The organism is Aeromonas sp. TS_SC_11 (genome assembly GCF_057318915.1).
This window is the reverse complement of sequence record NZ_CM170470.1, coordinates 3,874,759-3,898,459: the sequence shown is the minus strand read 5'-3', so window position 1 is coordinate 3,898,459 and position 23,701 is coordinate 3,874,759. Positions and strand designations below refer to the sequence as shown.

18 protein-coding genes and 1 tRNA gene are annotated in these 23,701 nt (G+C 59.2%); 7 read left to right on the top strand and 12 right to left on the bottom strand.

All coding sequences use genetic code 11. The features are described 5' to 3' along the window. Nucleotides 1-4: 4 nt before the first annotated feature. The 12 genes from selA to AC1P02_RS17990 form a co-directional block, all read right to left on the bottom strand. The gene (gene selA, locus AC1P02_RS18045; RefSeq protein ID WP_429179049.1) at nucleotides 5-1,480 is read right to left on the bottom strand and encodes an L-seryl-tRNA(Sec) selenium transferase; all 1,476 of its coding nucleotides are present in this window, start codon (nucleotides 1,478-1,480) and stop codon (nucleotides 5-7) included. Between the two features lie 224 nt (nucleotides 1,481-1,704). Further along, a tRNA-OTHER gene (locus AC1P02_RS18040) sits at nucleotides 1,705-1,796 on the bottom strand. A 199-nt stretch (nucleotides 1,797-1,995) separates the two neighbouring features. Continuing rightward, on the bottom strand, nucleotides 1,996-2,487 hold the full coding sequence (gene hycI, locus AC1P02_RS18035) for a hydrogenase maturation peptidase HycI (protein ID WP_485182817.1): 492 nt from the start codon (nucleotides 2,485-2,487) through the stop codon (nucleotides 1,996-1,998). After that, nucleotides 2,487-2,900: a formate hydrogenlyase maturation HycH family protein gene (locus AC1P02_RS18030; RefSeq protein WP_485182816.1), complete on the bottom strand. Its 414-nt coding sequence runs from the start codon at nucleotides 2,898-2,900 to the stop codon at nucleotides 2,487-2,489. The genes hycI and AC1P02_RS18030 overlap by 1 nt, the downstream gene beginning before the upstream one ends. Then, nucleotides 2,893-3,708, bottom strand: coding sequence for an NADH-quinone oxidoreductase subunit B family protein (locus AC1P02_RS18025; protein WP_485182815.1), 816 nt, complete (start codon nucleotides 3,706-3,708; stop codon nucleotides 2,893-2,895). Before AC1P02_RS18025 ends, AC1P02_RS18030 begins: the two co-directional genes overlap by 8 nt. Further along, nucleotides 3,708-4,286 (bottom strand): formate hydrogenlyase complex iron-sulfur subunit, encoded by a 579-nt coding sequence (locus AC1P02_RS18020; protein ID WP_485182814.1) that lies wholly within the window; start codon nucleotides 4,284-4,286, stop codon nucleotides 3,708-3,710. The genes AC1P02_RS18025 and AC1P02_RS18020 overlap by 1 nt, the downstream gene beginning before the upstream one ends. 9 nt (nucleotides 4,287-4,295) lie before the next feature. Then, the gene (locus tag AC1P02_RS18015) at nucleotides 4,296-6,014 is read right to left on the bottom strand and encodes a hydrogenase large subunit (RefSeq protein ID WP_271788050.1); all 1,719 of its coding nucleotides are present in this window, start codon (nucleotides 6,012-6,014) and stop codon (nucleotides 4,296-4,298) included. A 79-nt stretch (nucleotides 6,015-6,093) separates the two neighbouring features. Next, nucleotides 6,094-7,047, bottom strand: coding sequence for a respiratory chain complex I subunit 1 family protein (locus tag AC1P02_RS18010; RefSeq protein WP_485182813.1), 954 nt, complete (start codon nucleotides 7,045-7,047; stop codon nucleotides 6,094-6,096). Between the two features lies 1 nt (nucleotide 7,048). Continuing rightward, a complete protein-coding gene (hyfB, locus tag AC1P02_RS18005; protein WP_485182812.1) occupies nucleotides 7,049-8,932 on the bottom strand; it encodes a hydrogenase 4 subunit B in 1,884 nt (627 codons plus the stop codon). Beyond that, nucleotides 8,932-9,627 (bottom strand): 4Fe-4S dicluster domain-containing protein, encoded by a 696-nt coding sequence (locus AC1P02_RS18000; RefSeq protein WP_485182811.1) that lies wholly within the window; start codon nucleotides 9,625-9,627, stop codon nucleotides 8,932-8,934. The genes hyfB and AC1P02_RS18000 overlap by 1 nt, the downstream gene beginning before the upstream one ends. A gap of 466 nt (nucleotides 9,628-10,093) precedes the next feature. After that, a complete protein-coding gene (kup, locus tag AC1P02_RS17995) occupies nucleotides 10,094-11,962 on the bottom strand; it encodes a low affinity potassium transporter Kup (protein ID WP_485182810.1) in 1,869 nt (622 codons plus the stop codon). A 503-nt stretch (nucleotides 11,963-12,465) separates the two neighbouring features. Next, nucleotides 12,466-13,365 (bottom strand): HNH endonuclease, encoded by a 900-nt coding sequence (locus tag AC1P02_RS17990; protein WP_485182809.1) that lies wholly within the window; start codon nucleotides 13,363-13,365, stop codon nucleotides 12,466-12,468. 637 nt (nucleotides 13,366-14,002) lie between these two features. On the opposite strand from AC1P02_RS17990, the gene AC1P02_RS17985 reads away from it, so the two are divergent. The 7 genes from AC1P02_RS17985 to htpG all read left to right on the top strand — a co-directional run bounded on the left by AC1P02_RS17985 (nucleotide 14,003) and on the right by htpG (nucleotide 23,500). Next, on the top strand, nucleotides 14,003-14,602 hold the full coding sequence (locus tag AC1P02_RS17985) for a 4Fe-4S dicluster domain-containing protein (RefSeq protein ID WP_485182808.1): 600 nt from the start codon (nucleotides 14,003-14,005) through the stop codon (nucleotides 14,600-14,602). Nucleotides 14,603-14,658: 56 nt separating this feature from the next. Continuing rightward, nucleotides 14,659-16,803, top strand: coding sequence for a formate dehydrogenase subunit alpha (fdhF, locus tag AC1P02_RS17980; RefSeq protein WP_485182807.1), 2,145 nt, complete (start codon nucleotides 14,659-14,661; stop codon nucleotides 16,801-16,803). Between the two features lie 81 nt (nucleotides 16,804-16,884). After that, the gene (locus AC1P02_RS17975; protein ID WP_408113248.1) at nucleotides 16,885-17,283 is read left to right on the top strand and encodes a hypothetical protein; all 399 of its coding nucleotides are present in this window, start codon (nucleotides 16,885-16,887) and stop codon (nucleotides 17,281-17,283) included. A gap of 358 nt (nucleotides 17,284-17,641) precedes the next feature. After that, nucleotides 17,642-19,756: a sigma 54-interacting transcriptional regulator gene (locus AC1P02_RS17970; protein WP_485182806.1), complete on the top strand. Its 2,115-nt coding sequence runs from the start codon at nucleotides 17,642-17,644 to the stop codon at nucleotides 19,754-19,756. A gap of 12 nt (nucleotides 19,757-19,768) precedes the next feature. After that, nucleotides 19,769-20,593 (top strand): formate dehydrogenase accessory sulfurtransferase FdhD, encoded by an 825-nt coding sequence (fdhD, locus tag AC1P02_RS17965; protein WP_485182805.1) that lies wholly within the window; start codon nucleotides 19,769-19,771, stop codon nucleotides 20,591-20,593. Between the two features lie 196 nt (nucleotides 20,594-20,789). Continuing rightward, the gene (gene recR, locus AC1P02_RS17960) at nucleotides 20,790-21,392 is read left to right on the top strand and encodes a recombination mediator RecR (protein ID WP_021139174.1); all 603 of its coding nucleotides are present in this window, start codon (nucleotides 20,790-20,792) and stop codon (nucleotides 21,390-21,392) included. A 194-nt stretch (nucleotides 21,393-21,586) separates the two neighbouring features. Continuing rightward, nucleotides 21,587-23,500 (top strand): molecular chaperone HtpG, encoded by a 1,914-nt coding sequence (gene htpG / locus AC1P02_RS17955; protein ID WP_485182804.1) that lies wholly within the window; start codon nucleotides 21,587-21,589, stop codon nucleotides 23,498-23,500. Nucleotides 23,501-23,701: the final 201 nt, after the last annotated feature.

The window sequence follows — 23,701 nt, the reverse complement described above, 5'->3', positions numbered from 1 at the left end:
GGGATCAGGGCTCCTCAGTCGCAATTGTCGAGCTGGGCAACAGTAGCTCGTTAAGCTGGGCGATCAGCAGCTCCATCTCGGTCGGCAGCAGGGTGGCCATATTGAGCAGCACCTTCTGCTGGCGCACGGTGGCAATCACCGGCACCGGCAGTTCGCGCAGGGCATCGAGCAGTTGCTGGGCCGGACGCGGGTCGGTGCATTCCAGCGCAGGTGAGGGGTAGAACTCGTCCGGCAGGGTGCCGCCGCCCACCACCAGCTGGGCGGGGACCGGGACAAAGCAGCCGGGCAGGGCGGCCATCAGCTGATCGGCCCGCGCCTGCAAGGCGGCAGGGTTGCTCAAAGTACGCTGGGCGATGCCCTCGCCGATGGGGGACTTGTTGAGCTTGTGGATGAGCAGGCGCTCGAGCAGGGAGTAGACGATGCGGCTCGGGCGGAAGGTGCGCATCATGGGGTGTTTTTCCAGCCGCTTGATGAGGTCGCTGCGGCCGCTGATGATACCCGATTGCGGGCCGCCCAGCAGCTTGTCACCGGAGTAGCAGACCAGATCCGCCCCCGCCTTGATGTACTGACGCACCGAGGTTTCGTCCGGCGCAAACTCCTCGGTGGTCAAGCCCGAGCCCTGATCCACTGCCAGCACCACGTGTTCCGGCAGGGCGCGGGCCACCTCGCCGATATCGGGGGATTCGGTAAAACCGCGAATGGCGAAATTGGATCTGTGTACCATCAGCACCAGCGCGGTCTGATCGGTGATGGCATCGAGGTAATCCCGGGCTGTGGTGATATTGGTGGTGCCCACTTCCACCAGTTTGGCGCCGGAGAGCGCCAGAATATCGGGGATGCGAAAGCCGCCGCCAATCTGGATCTGCTCACCCCGCGAAACGATCACCTCGCGCCCCTTGGCTATCTCCTGCAGCAGCAAAAAGAGCGAAGCGGCATTGTTGTTGACCACCAGCGAATCCTCGGCCTGGGTGAGGCAACCGAGCAGGGGGGCGATCAGCCCCTTGCGCCCGCCGCGCTTGCCGGTGGCGAGATCCAGCTCCAGATTGTTGTACCCGGTGTTGAGGTCACGCACCTCGTCCCACAGCGCGTGACTGAGCGGCGAGCGCCCCAGATTGGTATGCACCAGGGTGCCGGTGGCGTTGATCACCCGGGTCTGACGCTGGCGCAGCAGCAGTTGGCAACGCTTGGCAACCAGCGCCTCAAGGTGCTCGGGGGTAACCCCGTGCTGGCGAAACGCCTCGCTCTGGCGCAGTTCGCTCAGGACATCGCGCACCGCCTGGGTCACCAGCGGGCGGCTCAGTGCATCGATATAACCGGCGAGAAAGGGTTGCTGCAGCAGCTGTTCCACTTGCGGTAGACGGCGCGCTTGTTGCTGGCTGGGCTGTGGCAGTGAATCTGGCAGTGAGTCGTCGGCAGTGGGACATGATTCGGGCTGACTGTGAGAGTGGGCGATGGCTGGCGCGTGAGACGAGTTCGGCATGGGATTACCAGGGCAGTGCGTGGGTTTGAGATGCCCGCAGCTTTGCCGATAGAAGGGCCGAGCTGACGGATTATTCTGCGCTGGCAATGTCAGCATGAATTAATGGTTGATTCATGCTGGTAAATTAACGATTGGCCAGGCTGAACACCGGTGTCCGGATTATATTGGCAAGCAGTACGCACCTTTATTAAACAAGGTGGATTCGACTATTCACTATATTAAATTGGCGGAAGAGGCAGGAATCGAACCTGCCAAAGCCTTCTCGGCTAACATCGGTTTTGTAGACCGAGGAGGCCACCAGACCCCATCAACTTCCGTAATGGCTGATATTTTGAACCAGTAAAATCAGACTGGCAATGATTTTCTTCATATTTTACAGATGTTTGGTAAATGTGGTCTGACGTTGTTTCATATCAATAAAAGGACAGTTAGCCCGACGTTTGAATACAACGTCAGGCTCTTTTGATATCTCCAGCGTTACGAATAAATAACTTGTTTAACAGCTGATAAAATAACTATCGCTCGTCATTGGTGATATTCCACTGATCCAGTCGTTCTATTAACAAACTGGTATCCTTGGCGGCATCAAGATGCTGATAAAGATAATCCATCGCCTCGCTTACCATCTCGGTCATCGGGAAGGAGAACGCAACGATGGCCGGTTGTACCCCGACAAAGATCACCTCGGGGACAAAGGTCTTGAGCTCGTCGATCAGGAAATTGAGCGGCATATTGTGGGTCGAGAAGATAAACATCTCGGCGATGGTTTCGGGAGGGATCACCTGCAGGGTGCCCGCCTTCTCGCCGATCTCGGCGGCATCCACCAGCACCACCCGCGCCGGTTGCAGCTCCCGCACCTTGTAGACCATATTTTCCGGCGCTATGCCGCCGTCGATATGGATCCAGCCGGGCAGGGGGGCGGCTTGCAGTTTGTCCGCCAGATAAGGGCCGGCACCGTCGTCCCCCATCATGGCATTGCCCACGGTCAACACGAGATTGCAGCCCATCAGCGGCTCCTTACCATCAGGTACATATGGGGATCGTTATAGAGGGCGGTGAGCTGATCCATAAAGGTGTTGGTCCAGCCCAACTGCTGTTCATCGAGCACATTGTCGGCTTTGCGCAGCCGGTCGAAGGCGCAGGCCAGCATGTGGCAGTGCTCGCGATAGATGGTGATCTCGCCAAAGGTGAGAAACCCCTCCATCTTGCGGCGCGCCTCGCTACCAAAGGGCAGCTTGGCCACCCAGTCGCGATAACCCGTTAGCGGGCAGACCAGATCGGCACTCAGGCAGTCGACAATACCGAGGTGGTGGCCGATGGCGAGGCTGTAGTACATCACCTCCTTGGCTTCCTCGGGTACGTCGAACTGCTCATCCACAAACTTGCGCGAAAGGCGGTAGAAGAAAACCTGGTTAGCCATGCACTGCCTCTCCCTTGCCTGCTACCCGGTTGAGGCAGGCGTTGGCCAGGTTGTTGACGATCTCCGACAGGCGCGGGTCGTTATGCTGATCGAGATAGCTCTGGATGCGCAGATCCACATCCTGCTGGGTCGCCCCTTCGAGCAGGGCCATAAACTCGTCGGCGATGATCTGTCCCTGACGGTAACCGGCCATGCGGCGGGCTTCGCGCTCGATCATAACCCGAATTTCATTGGGGATGCCTGTGTGGCGCAGTTCGACCCGCTCACCCAGTTGCACTTCGTGGCTGGTGGCGGTCAGTTTCTGCTCAAGCAGACCGAGCGCCACCGCAAAGCCGTAGATGGTGGCGGCAGGGGTGGGCGGGCAGCCCGGAATATAGACATCCACCGGCACGATTTTGTCGGTGCCGCCCCAGACGCAGTAGAGATCGTGGAAGATGCCGCCATCGCAGCCGCAGGCGCCGTAGGCGATGCAGATCTTGGGATCGGGGGCCGCTTCATAGGCGCGCAGGGCCGGTACCCGCATCGCCCGGGTTACCGCGCCGGTAAAGAGCAGGATGTCGGCGTGACGGGGGGAGGCGACCACCTTGATGCCGAAGCGCTCGGCATCGAACAGCGGTGTGATGGTGGCGAAGATCTCGATCTCGCAGGCGTTGCAGCCGCCGCAATCGACCCGATAGACATAGGCCGAGCGGCGAATGTCTTTGAGCAGGGTTTTCTTGAGTTTGGTGATCTCGGGATCCTGTGCCAGCGGCACGGCGCGGGTATGGGCATGGCCGACAACCGGTTCTATGCCTTTGATCTTGCTCATCACATCCACTCCTGTTGTGTGGTAATCGGTGCGGCAATCGGTGTGGTCAGGGCCGAGTCAGGCTGGCTCAGCATGCTCTGTTTTCGTTTGCAGTCGGGGCAGTGGTGCAGTCGCTCTGGTGGCGCTAGCGGCTTGGCATCGCGAGCGAGCGGCGTACCTGCCTGCTTGAGGGTGTCCTCCACCAGTGCCACCAGTTTGCTCGGGGCAAAGTAGGTGCCGCACAGGGTGCAGGGGGCCAGCGCGAAGCGGGCCTCCTCATACAAGTCAGCCTTGTTGGTCACCGCCAGCTCGAACTCGGGGGAGAGGGCGATGGCGCGGGTCGGGCAGACCTCTTCGCAGCGGCCGCAGAAGATGCAGCGGGCCATGGAGATCTCCCAGCGCCGCTCGCCGGTCTCCATATCGACTTCCATCACCAGCGCGTTGGCCGGGCAGGCCTTGGTGCAGGCGGCGCAAGCGATGCACTGATCCGCCTGATATTTCGGTTTGCCGCGAAAATCCCGGTTCACCTCGCAAGGGGCGAAGGGGTACTTGGCGGTCGGTGTGCCAGCCTTGAGGATGGTCTTGAACAGCTTGATCATGATGACCCCTTACTTGAGCGGAGAGTTTTTGCGGTCGATACCGTAGCGCTCGATCTCCTTGTAGGAGACCACGGTGGACTTGCCCTTCTTGGGATCGACCAGGGTGACCCGATCGGTACAGGAGTAGCAGGGATCCAGACTGCCGATGATCAGCGGCGCATCGGCGACGGTATTGCCGCGCAGCATGTAGCGCAGGGCTGGCCAGTTGGCGTAGGTGGCGGCGCGGCAGCGCCAGCGGAACAGCTTCTGGTTATCCCCGGTCATGCTCCAGTGGACGTTCTCGCCGCGGGGCGCCTCGGTAAAGCCCAGCGCAAACTTGCCTGGCTGATAGGTGAACCCTTCGGTCAGCAGCGGCCCTTCCGGCAGGTGCTCAAGGCCGAACTCAATCATGTCGAGGGAGTCGTAGAGCTCGTGGATGCGCACCAGCACCCGGGATTGCACGTCGCAACCGGCCAGGGTCTGGATCTCCATCGGCAATTCGCGATAGGCGGCAAAGTCGTGCACCCGGCGCACGTCGCGCTTGAAGCCGCTGGCCCGCACCATGGGGCCGACGCAGCTGAAATCGCGGGCGATTTGCGGATCGAGGCGGCCTATCCCCACCAGACGGGAGGTGATGTTGGCGGTGTCGAGCAGCATGGCCACCAGGGGTTTGAGTTCGTCACGCAGTTCGCGCACCAGCTGGGCGCCCTTGATGCGATCTTCCTTGAATATGTCGCGGCGCACCCCGCCAATCAGGTTGAGGCCGTAGGTCTTGCGGGCGCCGGTCAGCAGCTCGGCCAGGGTCATGGACTTTTCCCGCACCCGGAAGAACTGCATGAAGCCGGTGTCGAAACCGGTGAAGTGGCTCGACAGGCCGATGTTGAGGATGTGGCTGTGCAGGCGCTCCACCTCCAGCAGCACGGCGCGGATCATCTTGGCCCGCTCGGGCACCTTAATGCCCATGGCGTTCTCCACCGAGGTGGTGTAGGCCACGCTGTGGGTAAAGCCGCAGATGCCGCAGACCCGGTCGGTCAGAAACGCCACTTCGTTGTAGCCCATGCGGGTTTCCGCCAGCTTCTCCATGCCGCGATGGACATAAAACAGCCGGTAGTCGGCATCTATGATGTCTTCCCCATCGACGAACAGACGAAAATGTCCCGGCTCGTCCGAGGTGATGTGCAGCGGGCCGACCGGCACGATGCGGTTGGCCTCATTGCCCAGCTCATTGACGAAGGGGTAGGTCTCGGTGTCGGTGGTGGGCATCGGGCGCTGGCGGTAATCCATGGCGTCCTTGCGCAGCGGGTGGATATCTTCGGGCCAGTCGTCCGGCAGCACCAGTCGGCGTTCGTCCGGCAGACCGACGGCGCGCAGGCCGTACATGTCGCGGATCTCCCGCTCGCCCCACACAGCCGCGGGTATGGTCGGGGTGATGGAGGGGTACTCCTGCGAGGTGGCTTCGACCAGCACCTTGACGGTGATCCAACTCTTGGTGTCGCCCTCCATGGAGAAGACGTGGTAGACGGCGAAATGGCCGTTGAGGCTGCGCTCGTCATTGGCAAACGAAACCGAGAGCCAGCCTCCCTGCTTGTGGAAGATCAGGCTGGTGAGGGCCACCAGGCTGGTGGGCTTGACGGTCAGGGTGGCCTGATCGGCGGTCTGCCACTGCTCGTCGATAATGGCGTGGGGCAGTTGCTGTCGCAGTTGCTGGATATAGTCGCAACCGATGCGATCCTGGATGGCGATGGTCATGCAGTTCTCACTTTATGTTCGGGAATGAGCAATCGGAAAAGGTGAAATCGAAAAAAGCAGCTGTGATGGCGGGCATGAGTTATACCCCGACCAGATAGGCGAGCAGCGCCAGCAGCGCCAGCCCCAAGCCATAGCGGGTGAGCTTGTGGGTGCGCACGAACTGGGTGCGGGCCATGGAATTCTCGATGATGCCCGCAAGTCCAAATGCCACCAGCAGCTTGCAGAGCAGGATCAGGGCTGCCAGCGCCAGTGCGGGCAGGCTCCAGTTCGCCGCCTTGCCGAAAGGCAGGAAGATCACCAAAAAGAGCTGCACCACCACTAGCTGCTTGAGGCCCATGCTGAGCTTGAGCAGGGCCAAACCGGCGCCCGAGTACTCGGTGAGCGGCCCTTCCTGTAGCTCCTGCTCGGCTTCGGCGCAGTCAAAGGGCAGCTTGCCCATCTCCACAAACACCGCGAAGGCGCAGGCGGCCCCGGCCAAGAGGGTTGCGATGGGCGCGGCCAGTGGCTGGGTGGCCACATAGCTGCTGATGCTGCCCAGATCCGAGCTGCCCACCATCATCGCCATGATGAAGCAGGCGAGCACCAGAATGGGCTCCACCAAAATCCCTAAGGTCAGCTCGCGGCGGGCACCGATCCCTGCAAACATGCTGCCGCTGTCCAGCCCCGCCAGGGAGAAGAAGAAGCGGAAGATGGCGAACAGGTAGATGTCGGTGATGAGATCCCCGGCGATGGGAAAGGGGGACTCGTGGGTCAGGGTTGGCAGCGCCATCCCTACCAGCAGCAGGGCTGCGATCAGCAGCGCCGGCATCAGGTTGAAGATGATGCCGGAAGGCTCCGGGGTCACCTCTTGGCGGCGCAGGAGCTTCCCGATATCCCGGTAATCCTGCAGCAGGCCCGGCCCCTGACGGGAGTGCATTTTGGCCCGCAGCACCCGGTTGAAACCGGTGGCCAGCGGCGCCAGCGCCAGCATGGCGATGGCCTGGGTCAGAGCGAGGGCAACCATGCCCCAGCTCGGCATTTCAAGAACAGGCATATCAGACTCCTACAGCCATCAGGATAAAGAGCGCCAGCACCAGGCCGTGCAACAGCCAGCCAGCGGCAGAGGGAGACGCGCTCACCCCGTGCAGGGCGGTGGCCAGATCAAGCTGTGGCTGTTTGCGATAGAGCGGGGCACAGAGTTGGCGCAGGGTATGGGTGACACCGCCGGAGGTGAGGCTCATGCGCTCCTCGTAAGCGTAACCGCAGGCCCACGGCGTACCGGCGTGACGACGACCGAGCTTGGGCCCCTTGAAGATGGCCACGACCAGCAGCGGGATGAGGAACAGCCCCAGCAGGGTGATGGCAATCACCGGCGGGGAGAGGATCGCCTGTGAGCTGTCGAGCGGCAGCAGGGTGGCGCCAGTGGCCACGCTCATTTGGCCCATGAGCTGAGAAGAGACGAGCGTTTGGCCGTAGCCGCTGACAAAGGGGGCGATCCAGGGGGCGCCCAGACCCAGCACCAGACAGACGGCTGCCAGCAGCAGGGTGCCTGCCACCATGGCATGGGGTACTTCGCGGGCCTGACTCGCTTTTTCGCTACGCGGGGCGCCGCAGAAGCAGATGCCATACACCTTGACGAAACACATCACCGCCATGGCGCCGGTCACTGCCAGCATTACTACCGCCAGCGGGGCGACGACGGAGGTGCCGAGTTTGGTCATGGAGAGGAGCGCCTGATAGATAAACCACTCGCTCACAAAGCCGTTGAGGGGCGGCAGCGCCGAGATGGCCATGGCACCGATAAGGAACGCCAGCGCGGTCCAGGGCATCAGTTTGGCCAGGCCACCCATCTTGTCCATGTCACGGGTGTGGAGGCGGAACATCACAGATCCTGTGCCCATAAAGAGCAGGCTCTTGAAGATGGCGTGGTTGAGCAGGTGATAGAGGGCACCGAGCAGCCCCAGCACCACCAGTGCCGGTTGCTGGTTGGCGATGCCAATCATGCCGATCCCCATCCCCATCAGGATGATGCCGATGTTCTCTACCGTGTGGTAGGCGAGCAGCCGCTTGAGATCGTGCTCCGCCAGTGCAAACAGCACCCCGAGCACTGCCGAGCAGGCACCGAAGATCAGCACCATGTAGCCCCACCAGAGCTGGCTGGCACCGAGAAAGTCGATGCTGACTCGCAAAATGCCGAACAGGCCGAGCTTCACCATTACCCCGGACATCAGCGCCGAGATATGGGACGGGGCGACGGGCTCGGCTACTGGCAGCCAGCCGTGCAGCGGCACGAAACCGGCGCGCAGGCCAAAGCCGCAGAAGCTGAGCAGAAACACCAGGGATGCCAATGCGCCCGCCAGATGGTGCTCACGCAGCGCGGCGAACTCCAGCGAGCCGCTTTCGCGGCAGAGCAGCCAGAAGGCGACCAGTACCAGCGCCATGCCGATATGGTTCATCACCAGATAGAGGCGGCTCTGTTTGGCCGCGTCCGGGTTGGTCTTGACCAGCCAGTAGGTGGTGAGGGTCACCAGCTCGTAGCAGAGCAAAAAGCCCAGTGCGTTATCGGCCAGTACCATGCCCACCATGGCAAAGAGGAAGAGGTTCATCAGCACGCCAATGGCCACATCCCCCTTGCCCTGATATTCGCGGATATAGGCAAAGGAGTAGAGGGAGACAGCGACGCCGACCAAGGTGATCACCAGCAGCATCAGTGCAGCGAGCATATCCAGATGGACTGAACCCAGCAGCCAGATCTGGCCGTCGATGGTTGCATCTTGAGCCAGCGCCTTGATGGCGGCAACCACACCGGCGAGCGAGCCCAGCAGGGCGAAGCCACTATTGAGACGGTTGGCCAGCCAAGGCTGCTTTTGCAGCATCAGACCGGTGGCAGCGCCCAGCAAAAAGAGCAGGAGCGTGCCCATAACAAGGGGGGACAACATCAGCAGGATCCCTCAGTGATTGAAGCGTCGGGTGAAACAGGCGCAGCCGTGGCGGTCGAGCAAGACGCGGTCGCGCAAGCAGAGGCCGAGAATGCGGGGGCCCCTTGCGGGTGGGCATTGGCCGCTTGCAGGCGACGGTCGCGGGCGGCGTTGGCGCAGGCCGTGTCGTTGACCATGCTCAGTGACTGGGAGGGGCAGGCACTGACACAGGCGGGGCCTGCAGCGCGAAACTCGCAAAGGTCACATTTGACCGCAATGCTGCGCACGCCCGGTTCCCAGCTCAGCAGATCCTCGCCAAAGCAGCGCAGACCGGCGGAAGTGGAGGGATTGCTGGAGCGGATGGAGCAGGGAATATAGGTGTCGTAGCTGTTGGCCATGGCCACCGGACGGCTGCCACCGCTCTGGATGGCGCCGAACGGGCAGGCCACGGCGCAGAGGTTGCAGCCGATGCAGAGGGATTCGTTGAGCTGCACGCAATCGCCGGTCTGGCGAATTGCCTCGACCGGGCACACCTTGATGCAAGGGGCATCGTCACAGTGACGGCACTGAACCGGCATGGTCGCCTGCTCGTGTCGCATAACGGTTAAACGGGGGGCTTGCTGCAAACCTTGCGCCTTGTGAACCGTGCTGCAGGCCGCCATACAGGTGCCACAGCCGATACACAGCTTGGGGTCAGCGATAACGAAGCGGTTCATAGCCTACCTTGTCGTGTCGCGAACGGAGAGAATAGGGGCAGGATGGCAAAATGCGGGCCAAATCTGAGGCGATGCCAGAAATGAGTTTAAGTTACTGTTTTTAAATAGCTTTAATTTTCATTTCGAGCCATGACGAGGACGCGGCACAGTGTCGAATTGTGACATTCGTCACTTGTGACGAAGGGTGGGGGAGGTTTCGTCACCCCGTAAAAACGGTCTCGACAGGGAGGGATACGAAGTAGTGATGAAGGGCGGAAGGGTTATTCGTCTGTGGTAGGGAGTGGGGTGCAAAGAACGAAGTGAATTGCACCGTTTAGCCATATGGTCGTCGTGGTTTGTTCCCTTCTCCCCTTGCGGGAGACGGGCTGGGGATGAGGGGGCCGGTAATTGGGGTTAACGGCAAAAAAAGAGGGAGGCCAATGCCTCCCTCTCTCTTGCTGGCCTTCTTTATGCCCTCAGAACGCCGTCAGATATCTACCTGTGAGCCCAGCTCTATCACCCGATTGGGCGGGATCTCGAACTGATCCGGCGCGCGCAGGGCGTTGCGCTGCAGCAGCATAAACAGCTTGCCGCGCAGGTAGAGATACCAGGGGCGCTCCTTCATGATCAGTGACTCGTGGGCCATGAAAAACGAGGTTTCCATCATGCGGCAGCTCAAGCCCTCGGCGTTGCAGCGGTGGAAGATCTCCTCCATGTTGGGGGTCTCGCGCCAGCCGTAGCTGGCCACCACCCGCCAGAAGGTGGGGGAGAGCTGCTCGATGCAGACCCGGCGCACGTTGTGGACGTAGGGCATATCCTCCACCCGCAGGGTGAGCAGGATGATCCGCTCGTGCAGCACCTTGTTGTGCTTGAGGTTGTGCAAGAGCGCATGGGGGATCACATTGACCACCCGCGACATATAGACCGCAGTTCCGGCCACCCGGGTCGGCGGGGATTTTTCCAGCGAGGCGATCATGGGCTCGAGCGAATTGCCGTGCTCGTTCAGGCGGCGAATGAGCTGGAAGCGCTCGCTCTTCCAGCTGGTCATCAGGGTGAACATGACGGCGCCCAGGGTGAGCGGCAGCCAGCCACCGGAGAAGATCTTGCCCAGGTTGGCGGCAAACAGCGGCACGTCGATGGCCAGCAGCAGGGCGAACAGGGCAGCCACCAGATAGGTGGGCCAGTGCCAGCTGTTCTTGGCCACGGAGCAGAAGAGGATGGAGGTGAGGACCATGGTGCCGGTGACGGCGATGCCGTAGGCCGCTGCCAGATTGCTGGAGTGCTCGAAGCTCATGATGACGATCACCACTGAGATATAGAGCATCCAGTTGATGACGGGAATATAGATCTGGCCGGACTCCTGCTCGGAGGTGTGGACGATACGAATGGGTGAGAGATAACCGAGCCGCACCGCCTGCCGGGTGAGAGAGAAGACCCCGGAGATCACCGCCTGGGAGGCGATCACGGTCGCCATGGTCGCCAGCACCAGCAGCGGCAGCAGCGCCCATTTGGGGGCGAGCAGGAAGAAGGGATTGGTGATGGCCGCCGGGTTGTCCAGCAGCAGCGCGCCTTGCCCGAAGTAGTTGAGCACCAGGGAGGGCAGCACCACCACAAACCAGGCGAGCCGGATCGGGTTCTTGCCAAAGTGACCCATGTCGGCGTAGAGCGCCTCCACCCCTGTGATGGCCAGCACCACGGCGCCGAGGGCAAAAAACGAGGTGGTCTGGTACTCGGCGAAGAAGCGCAGCGCCCAGAGGGGGTTGAGCGCCCCCAGCACCTCGGGATTCTGGATGATGCTGCGCAGTCCCAGCACGGCCAGGGTCAGAAACCAGGTGAGCATGATGGGGGCGAACAGCTTGCCCACCATGGCGGTGCCATGTTTTTGAATGGCAAACAGCAGGGTCAGCACCAGCACCGAGAGCGGCACTATATAGGGGTCGAGCGAGGGAGCCATCAGGCTCAAGCCCTCGATGGCCGACATCACCGACATGGCCGGGGTGATCACCACCTCGCCATAGAAGAAGCTGCCGCCAATCAGCCCGAGGATGATCAGCACCGGCGTCCAGCGGGGAGAGGCGTTGCGGGTGGCCAGTGACATCAGGGTGAGAATGCCCCCTTCACCGGCGTTGTCGGCCCGCATCACGAAGGAGAGGTACTTGACCGAGACCACCAGGATCAGCAGCCAGAAGATGAGGGAGAGAAATCCCAGGATGGCGGCGGGTTCGGCCCCGATCCCGAATTGACCCGACAGGCACTCTCGCAGGGTATAGAGGGGGCTGGTGCCGATATCACCATAGACCACGCCAATCGCCGCCAGCGTGACGCCGGACAGGGCTTGTTTGTTATCACAGCTCATGAGGTTATCTTGTTACACGTTTGCCAAAGCACAAGGGCCCGAACGATCAGGAAAAAAACCTGATATTCAATCGGGATAGCATTAAGAAATTGCGATGGGAAAGGGAGCTAACTGGATATAAAGGGGCTCATTATGGGACACAGTCTGTTCATCTGCCGTTAAGCGTATGATGACACACACATCGTGGGTTTATGCTCTGGTATAAATAATCAAAAGGGACGTTTTAACGAAATTATTAATTATCCATTGATTGAAATAACCTGCTGGGGTGCGTACAAGCGTTTGTTTTCTCTGAGTATCCATTTTTGCCAGAGTTTTCAATCTGATTGGCTGAAAAATAGACGATAAAATGCTGACCAATAAAAAGGGGATTGAGCAGTAAAAAATAAGGGAGGGAGGTTGCGATGGAGTCTTTATTAGACGAAAGGTCAGGTGCAATGAACAATGTTCATTGCACTATTTACATGAATAGCTAGGTTATGGAATAACAGTAGATTGCTTTGTTAAGAATGACTTCCGGTGAGAACTATATTTTTCAACTGAGAGAGTGTTTTCATTGGACTATCTCGATGAAGTATTCGATGACAGTTCGAGCAAACTACAGCTAAATCAGACAATGTGGTCTCTACTTGCTTTTCTGCATCCGCCAATTTTATAAGGTGGTGAATTTCACAAAAGTCCTCACCTAGAACACCATAGACTTTTTTAAAGTCGAAAGAACATACTTCACATACAAGTTTTCCCGTGCGTTCTAAAGTTTGTTTTTTCTTAAGTTTAACGATCTTCTGGTTTCTTTCTCTTTTGATATGAGCTAACAACCGAGGGTTACCTTCCAAAGCAGAAAAATCGATATCTGGAATGATATCACTTAAATCATAACCCTTAATGAATTCTAGAATTGGTTGAGTATATTGGTTGCTGCCTTCAGTGTTGGCAAACCAAACGTTACTTTGTCCTATACCTCCTTTTACTGCCCTAGGAATCATTAAATGACGTTGCTCCACGGGCAGTAACGTTACATTGTCTTTATGTGCCTTAATTCGAAATATATTTATCCCACTCTCTTTATGTTTTATGCTTTCCAAGTTTAAAAATTGCTCATGTCTAAATACTGTCGCATGCTTATACCAACCCACAACCGCTGTACCACCAGAATCTGGGCCAGCAGTCCAAATTACTAACACATCATCTATGGATTCATCTGATTTGGATGCCCCTAATTTCTCTAGTTTTATTTGCCCCGTAGGTCTTACATAGCCAAATATTTGGTTGTCAACTTCTGTAAAATTACAAACCTCATGCCCAGTATCATTTTTATTATAGGCTCCACCACGTTCAGGCTTATCATTGTAAATTCCATCATATCGTTTCATCCAGCCGACATTGCAGAATAAATACTTCATACTCCCTCCGTAAAATATAGTTCATGACTACGATGTGGTCATGTTGATTTTCAAATGAGGCACATGATAACCGGAAAGATAAAAAATAGAAGAGCCAGAGATATAAAACAGGATCTAACTCAATAAATTTATTAATAAGGTTTTTGTTTTGCCTCGCAAACTTACAGTAAAACCAAAGAGACTGTGACTGTACTGGGCGAGTTCTGTGCTTTATAGCAGCTATTTGGGGCTCTTTCTTCAGGGGGTACTCTCTCGGATTTTGCCCCCCTCCCGCTTGCTAGGTGTATGGTGCCCGATCTCTGTTTCGAGCCTCTCTGGTCTGCTTCGTAAAGCGGTTGGGGGAGGGGTTAGTCAGCCGGTGTCGAGCTCGTCATTTTTGTCGTGTCGATCACTGTTACGGCCTGCTGTCGTCATCGTCACCGGCCTGAAAACCCTCGTCTACGATTCTGATTACCCCTTTATTTTCAGTTGCTTGCCAACTTCATTTCGCTCATTTCCTTTTCTGGTCTGATAAATGCTTTGTGGGTGAGCCGGCTGCGTCGTCGGTGTTTGAGTGTATTGCCCCCTGAGGTGATGACACTTGGGCACGCCGGGCGATGCCAGTGCGGCAGCAACGAACCATTTAGGATCCCTCTCTATGAACAGCTTCGTGATTGCAGATCCCAGTCTCTGTATTGGGTGTCGTACCTGTGAGGTGGCGTGCGCCGTGTCACACCAGTCAGGCTCCTGTACGGGAACCCTTGAGCGGGGAGGCGGCCTGCATCTTGCCATCGAGGATGGACATCTGGTCTCCAGGGACAGCTATTTTCAGCCGCGCCTGAAGGTGATCGTCGGCAGCAAGGTGACCACGCCTGTGCTGTGCCGCCAGTGTGAAGACAAGCCGTGTGCTGTGGCCTGCCCCAACAATGCCATTGTCAGCGAGGATGGTTGCGTCAAGGTGCTGCAGGCGCGCTGCATCGGCTGCAAATCCTGCGTGGTGGCCTGTCCTTATGGCGCCATGAGCGTGGTGATGAAAGGGGTGGCGCCCACAGCGGATGCGCTATTCAAGCGCCCGCAGACCAAGGCGCAAGCCTTGAAGTGCGATCTTTGCCGTCATCGCGAGGCGGGCCCAGCCTGCGTCGAGGTGTGCCCCACCCAGGCGCTGCGTCTGGTGACCCCCGAGATCCTGGAGACGCTAAGCCGGCAGAAACAGCTGGCCAGTGTCGAGGCGATGGAGTCCTGTTTGCCCGGAGCGTGATGGTCCACCTATTGGTGGTGCCCTCCGTTTATCGTAAACAAACAAGAGTGTGAGTCATGAAAAAAGTCATTACCGTCTGCCCTTATTGCGGCACCGGTTGCAAGATCAACCTGCTGGTTGAAAACGACAAGGTGGTGGGCGCCGAAGGCGCCAACGGCCGAACCAACGAGGGGCAGCTCTGCCTCAAGGGGTTCTACGGTTGGGATTTTCTCAACGACACCAATCTGCTTACCCCCCGTCTCAAGAGCCCCATGATCCGCCGCGAGCGCGGTGGCAAGCTCGAATCCGTCTCCTGGGATGAGGCTATCGCCTATGCCAGCAGCCGTTTGGCGGCCATCAAGGCCAAGTATGGTGCCGACGCCATCATGACCACCGGCTCTGCCCGGGGGCCGGGCAACGAAGCCAACTATGTGATGCAAAAATTTGCTCGCGCAGTGCTGGGGACGAACAACGTCGACCACTGCGCGAGGGTGTGTCACGCACCCTCAGTCTCCGGTCTGGAGACAACTGTAGGCAACGGCGCCATGAGCAACGCCATTCCCGAAATTCAAGATGCCAAGTGCCTGCTGGTGTTTGGTTACAACGCTGCCGATTCTCACCCCATCGTCGCCCGCCATATCCTCAAGGCGAAGGCGAACGGGGCCAAGGTGATTGTGTGTGATCCCCGCATGGTGGAAACCGCCCGCATCGCCGATCAGTGGCTGCCGCTCAACAACGGTTCCAACATGGCGCTGGTCAACGCCTTCGCCAACGTGTTGATCAGTGAAGGGCTCTACAACAAGGAGTTCGTCGCCAACTACACCGAAGGCTTTGACACCTTCAAGGCCACGGTCGCCAAGTACACCCCGGAATACGTGGAGGGGATAACCGGCCTGAAAGCCGCTGATATCCGCGCCGCCATGCGCACCTATGCCGAGTCACCCGCTTCCATGATCCTGTGGGGCATGGGGGTGACCCAATACGGTCAGGCGGTGGACGTGGTGAAAGGGTTGGCGGGACTGGCGCTGCTGACCGGCAACTTCGGTCGCCGCGGCACCGGCTGCGGCCCGGTGCGCGGGCAGAACAACGTGCAGGGCACCTGCGACATGGGGATGCTGCCGCACCAGTTCCCGGGCTATCAGTCTGTGAGCGACCCCGCCATCAGCGCCAAGTTTGCCAAGGCGTGGGGCGTGCAGTCCCTTTCCCAACAGCCCGGTTATCGTCTGACCGAACTCAGTCACAAGGTGGAGGAGGGCAAGTGCAAGGCCTTCTACATCTTCGGTGAAGATCCGGCCCAGACTGAAGCCGATCTGGCCCAGTTCAGGCGCACCCTGGGCGGCATGGAGCTGGTGATAGTGCAGGATATCTTCATGACCCAGACTGCCGAGATGGCGGACGTCATTCTGCCCGCCACCAGCTGGGGCGAGCACGAGGGGGTCTACAGCTCGGCGGATCGCGGCTTCCAGCGCTTCTACAAGGCGGTGACACCGCCCGAGAACGTGAAACCTGACTGGGCGATCTTCTCGCTGATGGCCACCGCCATGGGGTATCCCATGGAGTACCAGAACACGCAAGAGATCTGGGACGAGATGCGTGCCCTTTGCCCCCTCTATACCGGGGTCAGCTACGACAAGATGGCGGATCTCAAGAGCGTGCAATGGCCCTGTCCGACCGAGGATCACCCGGGCACCAGCACCCTGTTCGAGGGGAATGTGTTCACCACCCCGAGCGGCAAGGGTCAGCTGATCGCCTCCGAGTGGCGTGCGCCGCTGGAGCAGCCCTGCGCCGAATATCCGCTGGTGCTCTCCACAGTGCGGGAGGTGGGGCACTACTCCTGCCGCTCCATGACCGGCAACTGCTCGGCGCTGCAGACCCTGGCCGATGAGCCCGGCTATGTGCAGATCCACCCGAGCGATGCCAAAAAACTCGGTGTGAAGGATCAGGCGCTGGTCTGGATCTCGTCGCGACGTGGCAAGGTGATCAGTCGGGCCAACTACAACGAGCGGGTCAACGCCGGTGTGGTCTACATGACCTACCAGTGGTGGATCGGGGCGTGCAACGAGCTGACCATAGAGCACCTTGATCCCGTCTCCTACACCCCCGAGTACAAGTACTGCGCGGTGAAGATTGAGCGTATTGAGGATCAGCCTGAGGCGGAAGTGTACGTCCAGACTGAATACAGCGCGCTCAAAGCGAAATTGCGCAGCGCCGCCAAGGGGTAATCGTCGTTAAATAAAGTGGATCCAGGCTCTGTTCACAGGGCCCGGATCCCTTCATCCTTTTTTCAGCTGGAGGTGTCCTTCATGAAAAATGAATTAACTCTCTCATTCGGGATCTTTTATGTTTCCGCTTATTTTCTGGTGATGTTATTGGGGCTGGTCTGCTTCTGGTGGCACGATGAGTTGATATTTCTGCTGGGGTTTGGTTTCTTCGGCTGTTTTATCGCCGCGCGCATCGCCATGGGCGCCGTACTGGCGGCACTGAGCGTGCAGATGGCCTGGTTGATTGCCTTTCTCTCCACCACCCTGGTCAACTGCCTGCTGATGTGTCTGATGACGCTGACCATCTACCTGACCCATCAGGCCGTCTCGGCAGAAATAGCTGACAATATCAGTGGGTTATTGATGGCCTTTCAAGTGCTGTCGGCCGGTTTCATCCTGGGTGGGCTCAAGCTCTACAACTACCAGCTCATCTCCTCTTGACCCTGGCAGCATGGGGGCTGTTTGGTCACGATATGCAGCGAACGGTACCGATAGTGCGGCTCTGATAGCGCTGTGGCGATAATGATGTTTCGATAGTGGCGCAATATTGACAGTCGATGTTGACATATTTCAAGGTGGTGAGTGGATATAAGCCAAGGCTGGCTTGGTTGTAATGCCAGTGGCACTACTTTATTATGCGTCAGCCAGTGCGGCGCTATTTCAAAGTATGTTAGTTTTTATAATTAAGCGTTAAGTTTTTAAAAATTAATTATAACATCTGACGAATATGGCTGACGCTGTGCTTACCGTCGTGGCTGACTGCAATCTTTTGCCCATACAGATGTAACGTGAGGCCAGAATGCTGAATGTGAGTGCCATTCCGTTAACCGACATATCCCCCATCTGGGATGACGGCTTTCTCTCCCTCTCCAAGAACCTGCTCTCCGCCGTCACCCTGGATGATTTCATCAAGAAGCTGAACCGGATTGACGCCTGTTTTGGTGGTGTGACCCGGGTCAACCTGATCCTCAATCTGGGGGCGGGGGAGGAGGCCCTCTTCTACTTCATGGGGGAGAAGGGCCCCAAGCACCTGGTCTGCGCCAAGGCCGATCTCTATTTCTCCAGGGAGCAGGCCATAGTGCTGCCCGTGGCCCGCTTTCACAACCGCTGCGAGTGGCTGGCGGCGGCCGGAGTGTATGAGGGGTTGCACTCTTACTGCCAGCTGCCCATCACCACGGCCCGCAGCCATCTGGGCGGGGTGGAGTTCATCAGCCCGGCGGTCAATGCCTTTCCGATGGAGACCCTGGCCAAGCTGACTCAGCTGGCGGCCATCGTCGCCATTGCGCTCGAAAACGTGCTCGACAAGGAGCGCACCCTGGAGCAGGCCAACTCCCTGCGTCTGGAGCGCGACAGCTGCAAGATCCTGGTGGATGTCACCAATGCGGTGATTAAATTGGTGCGCATCGCCGAGCTGCCGAGGAGCCTCTTCTCCATACTGCAGCACCACTTCGCCATCAGCAGCCTGTGTCTGGCGGAGTACAACGCCACCTCCGACAGCTTCAAAAGCTATCTGGTCAATCAGCAGCAAAGCGATCAGCCCGGCATCATCAACCACTCCTGTTTCGAGAAGAACTGTCTGCAGGGGGCGCTTGGCCACAGCGAGCCCTTCTTCATCTATCGGGAGCAGGGCCACGGTTGCGATTCGAGCTGCCGCTTCAGCACCCAGATACTGCCGGCCGATGCGGACAGCTCCTGCATATTGCCGCTGCGTTATCGGGGCAATATGCTGGGGGTCTTGATCCTCTCCCACCCGGATGCCGATTTTTTTGCTGACATCGACATCTCCCTGCTGGAGCAGGTGGCGGCCCGCACCGCCATTGCCATGAACAACGTGCAGGCGCAGCAGGAGATCTCCAATACCAACGGTGCCCGCGAGAAGACGATCCGGGTGGCGGAGCTCGAGCCCAACGCCGATTTTTCCAGCATCATCTATCAAAGCGCCGCCATGGAGAGCGTGCTGGAGAAGGTGAAACTGGTGGCCCAGAGCGATTGCTCCGTGCTGATCCTGGGGGAAACCGGCACCGGCAAGGAGCTGATCGCCCAGGCCATCCATCGGCTGAGCGATCGCCGCGAACAGGAGATGGTGAAGGTGAACTGCGCCGCCATTCCCACCGGCCTCATCGAGAGCGATCTGTTCGGCCACGAGAAGGGGGCCTTTACCGGCGCCCTGGCCCAGCGCATCGGTCGCTTCGAGCGGGCCCACAAGGGCACATTGTTTCTCGACGAAGTGGGAGACATGCCGCTGGACTTGCAGCCCAAGCTCTTGCGGGTATTGCAGGAACACGAGCTGGAGCGGGTTGGCAACAGCAATCCCATCGCCATCGACGTGCGACTGGTGGCGGCCACCAACTGCGATCTGCTCTCCATGGTCAAGAACAAGCGCTTCAGAAGCGATCTCTACTACCGGCTCAACGTCTTTCCCATCGAGTTGCCGCCCCTGCGCGAGCGGCGCGAAGACATACCGCTCTTGGTCAACTTCTTCATCAAGAAGATCGCCAAGCGGATGCGCCGCAACATCACCTCGATCCCGGCCGATGCCATGAAGATGCTGGTGTCGCTGCCCTGGTACGGCAATATCCGCGAGCTGGAAAACATCATAGAGCGCGCCGTGGTGATGACCCGGGGCCATGTGCTCAACCTCTCCCCCGACGAGCTGATGCCGCTCAAGGGCTTTCACAAGATTGAGACCCTGGTCTATGACGAGCCCGAGCGGGCCTTGTTCAAGGGCGGCAACGGCCAGAGTGACGGGGTGGAGGACGAGCGCCAGACCATCATAGACACCTTGCGCGAATGCAACGGCATAGTCGCGGGGGAGCGGGGCGCCGCCAACCGGCTCGGCATGAAACGCACCACCCTGCTGTCGAAGATGAAACGGCTTGGTATCTCGGCGAAAGCCCCCCAGACCCTCAACTAAGGGGCACTACAGATGTTGCTCGAACTCGATAGCGATACCCCGCAGGCGCTCTGCGCCCACCGGGAGGTGGTCCATTACCAGCGCGACGGTGTCACCACGGACAGCGCCATGCAGCTGCCCTGCGAAACCCCGGTGGCGCTGGTCTACAACGGCATAGCCCACAGCGTCATGATGTGTTCGGCCGCCTATCTGGAGGACTTTGCCATCGGCTTTTCGCTCTCAGAGGGGATCATCGACGGCCTGCAGGACATCCACGATATCGAGCAAGTTGACGGCTGTCAGGGGATCGAGCTGCATATCACCCTGGCCAACCGCTGCATTCATCGCCTCAAAGAGAAGCGGCGCACCCTGGCCGGGCGCACGGGGTGCGGCATCTGTGGCAGCGAGAGCCTGGCGCAGGTGGTGCGCACCTTGGCGCGGTTGCCGGACAGCCAGCGCTTCGAGGTGGCCCTGATCGACAAGGTACTGGCGGGGCTGCGGCCCTTGCAGTTGCTGGGGCAGAGCACGGGCGCCACCCATGCCGCCGTCCATGTGGACGGGGAGGGCAATATTCTCGCCATTCGCGAGGACGTGGGGCGCCACATAGCGCTCGACAAGCTGGTGGGGCACCTGTGCCGCACGGGGCGGCGCGACGGCGCCATTCTGGTGACCAGCCGCGCCAGCTTCGAGATGGTGCAAAAGTGCGCCAGTGCCGGGGTGGAAATCCTGCTCGCCATCTCGGCCGCTACCGAACTCGCGGTCGAGCGGGCGGAGCAGACTGGGCTCACCCTGGTGGGCTTTTGCCGCCCGGGCCGCGCCGAGATCTACAGCGGCCGTCAGCGCATTGTGCTCGGGTAGTGCAGCCGTGGACGCCGGGTTATCCGGTCGGTGGTTTGAGAGGGTTGTCAGGCACAAGGCCATTGGCGGACGGGGGGCGGCTCGGGTATAGTCCTGCGCCAACAAGATTGGTTCGGCCGGGCGAAGAGCAACCCGCACCCGCAAGGGGTGCCTGAGGTCGCCGCCCGCCGACACAGCGTCAAAGGATACTTAGCCCATGAAATTCAGCCCCCTGCTGGATGAGATGATGAAGGCCCTGCAGGTGCTGCCGGGTGTCGGCCCCAAGTCGGCCCAGCGCATGGCCTTTACCCTGCTTGAGCGCGAGCGCAGCGGCGGCTTGCGTCTGGCCCAGCTGCTCAATCGGGCGCTGACCGAGATAGGTCACTGCAGCCACTGCCGCACCTTCACCGAGAATGCGCTTTGCGAGATCTGCGCCAATCCCAAGCGCGAAGAGAGCGGCTTGCTGTGTGTGGTGGAGAGCCCGGCGGACGTGGCTGCCATCGAGCACACGGGCCAGTTCTCCGGCCGTTACTTCGTGCTGATGGGGCATCTGTCCCCCCTCGATGGCATCGGCCCCGAGGAACTGGGGCTGGAGATCCTGGAGCGGCGTCTGAAGGCGGAGTCCATCAGCGAGCTGATCCTGGCCACCAACCCCACCATTGAAGGGGATGCCACCGCCTGGTATATCGCCGACATGGCCCGCACTGCCGGGGTCAAGGTGAGCCGGATTGCCCATGGGGTGCCGGTAGGGGGCGAGCTGGAGCTGGTGGATGGCACCACGCTTTCTCATTCCTTGATGGGGCGTCAGCCCCTGAACTGATCCCGCGTCAGGCTCACTGTTTCTCAAACCCGCTTCGGCGGGTTTTTGTTTGGCGGCTGTGCGGCACATCGTGGGCGTTGGCGTAAAAATCGCCATTCGCACTGCCAAGATATTTTTCCCCCTTGAAATGGGGATCCACGGCCCCATCTTGTATCAGGAATATGTTCAACCCGAATCGCCTGAGGATAGTGTCGATGACCCAAAGCGTTCATGCCGAAACCCACGGGTTTCAGACTGAAGTCAAACAACTGCTGAGCCTGATGGCCCACAGCCTCTACTCCAACAAAGAAGTGTTCCTGCGCGAGCTGATCTCCAACGCCTCCGATGCGGCGGACAAGCTGCGCTTCAAGGCGCTTTCCGATGCCTCTTTGTTTGAAAACGACGGCCAGTTGCGCGTTCGCCTGGTGGTTGATAAAGAAAATCGGACCCTGACCATCTCTGATAACGGTATCGGTATGACCCGTGATCAGGTGATCGAGCATCTGGGCACCATCGCCAAGTCCGGCACCGCCGAGTTCTTCAAGAACTTGTCCGGTGATCAGGGCCGCGATTCCCAGCTGATCGGTCAGTTTGGTGTGGGCTTCTACTCCGCCTTCATCGTCGCCGACAAGGTGACAGTGGTCTCCCGCGCCGCCGGTACTGCTCCAGAGCAGGGCGTGCAGTGGGAATCGGAAGGGGAAGGCTCCTTCACCGTGGCCGATGTGACCAAGGAAGGCCGTGGTACTGACGTCATCCTGCACCTGCGTGCCGAAGAGGAAGAGTTCCTCGACGACTGGCGTCTGCGCGCCGTGGTTGCCAAGTATTCCGACCACATCAGCGTGCCGGTGGAGATGTTCAAAGAGGGCACCCCGGATCGTGAAGAAGATGGCGAGACCGTCGTCGGCACGCCGGGCGAGTGGGAGCAGGTCAACCGCGCTACCGCACTCTGGACCCGCAACCCGAAAGAGATCAAGGACGAGGAGTATCAGGAGTTCTACAAGCACGTTGCCCACGATTTCGAAGATCCGCTCTTGTGGGGTCACAACCGGGTGGAAGGGGCGCAGGAGTACACCAGCCTGCTCTATGTGCCGGCCCGTGCACCGTTCGACCTCTACAACCGCGAGCAGAAGCACGGCCTGAAGCTCTACGTGCAGCGCGTCTTCATCATGGATGACGCCGAGCAGTTCATGCCGACCTACCTGCGCTTCGTCAAAGGGGTGCTGGACTCCAACGATCTGCCCCTCAACGTCAGCCGTGAAATTCTGCAAGACAACAAGGTGACCGTCTCCCTGCGCAAGGCCTGCTCCAAACGGGTGCTGACCATGCTGGCCAAACTGGCCAAGGATGACAGCGAGAAATACGCCAAGTTCTGGAGCGAATTCGGCAACGTGTTGAAAGAAGGCCCGGCCGAGGATTACGCCAACCGCGAAGAGATCGCCAAGCTACTGCGCTTTGCCAGCACGGCGGGCGAGGGCGAAGCCCAGACCGTCTCTCTCGAGGATTATGTTGGCCGCATGAAGGAAGGTCAGCAGAAGATTTACTACATCACCGCCGACAGCTTCGCCGCTGCCAAGAACAGCCCGCACCTCGAGATCTTCCGCAAGAAGGGCGTCGAAGTGCTGCTGATGTGGGAGCGTGTGGACGAGTGGCTGATGAGCCACCTGACCGAGTTCGATGGCAAGCAGCTGGTCTCCGTCACCCGTGGCGAGCTGGATCTGGGGGATCTGGAGGACGAAGCGTCCAAGCAGGCGCAGATCGATGCCGAGAAGGCCAACGCCGGTCTGGTGGAGCGGGTCAAGACCAGCCTGGGTGAAGCGGTGAAAGAGGTGCGTGTCACCCACCGTCTGACCGATTCGCCGTCTTGCATCGTCACCGACAACCACGGCATGAGCACCCAGATGATCAAGCTGATGCGCGCCGCCGGCCAGCCGGTGCCGGAGCAGAAGTACATTCTGGAGCTGAACCCGGATCACGCCCTGGTAAAGAAACTCGACACCATCGAAGACGAGGCGCTGTTTGGCGAGTGGGTCACCCTGCTGCACGAACAGGCCCAGTTGGCAGAGCAGGGCGGTCTGAGTGATCCGGCGAGCTTCGTCTCCCGTATCAACCGTCTGCTACTCCAGGCATGATGTTTCGGCCCACTGCATGCAGTGGGCTTTTTTTATGTGGCGCTTGTCCGACAAACGGCAGGCGCCTCTCTTCGTTATTGAGGGCTGCTGCATTTTCACTCATTTTTTCAGGGCAGCATTGCGGCTTGAGTCGTATCGCCGCTGCGGGAACATGGTGAAAAATAAGCCACTCACACGGGGCAAGCTTGTGAAAATGAGCGA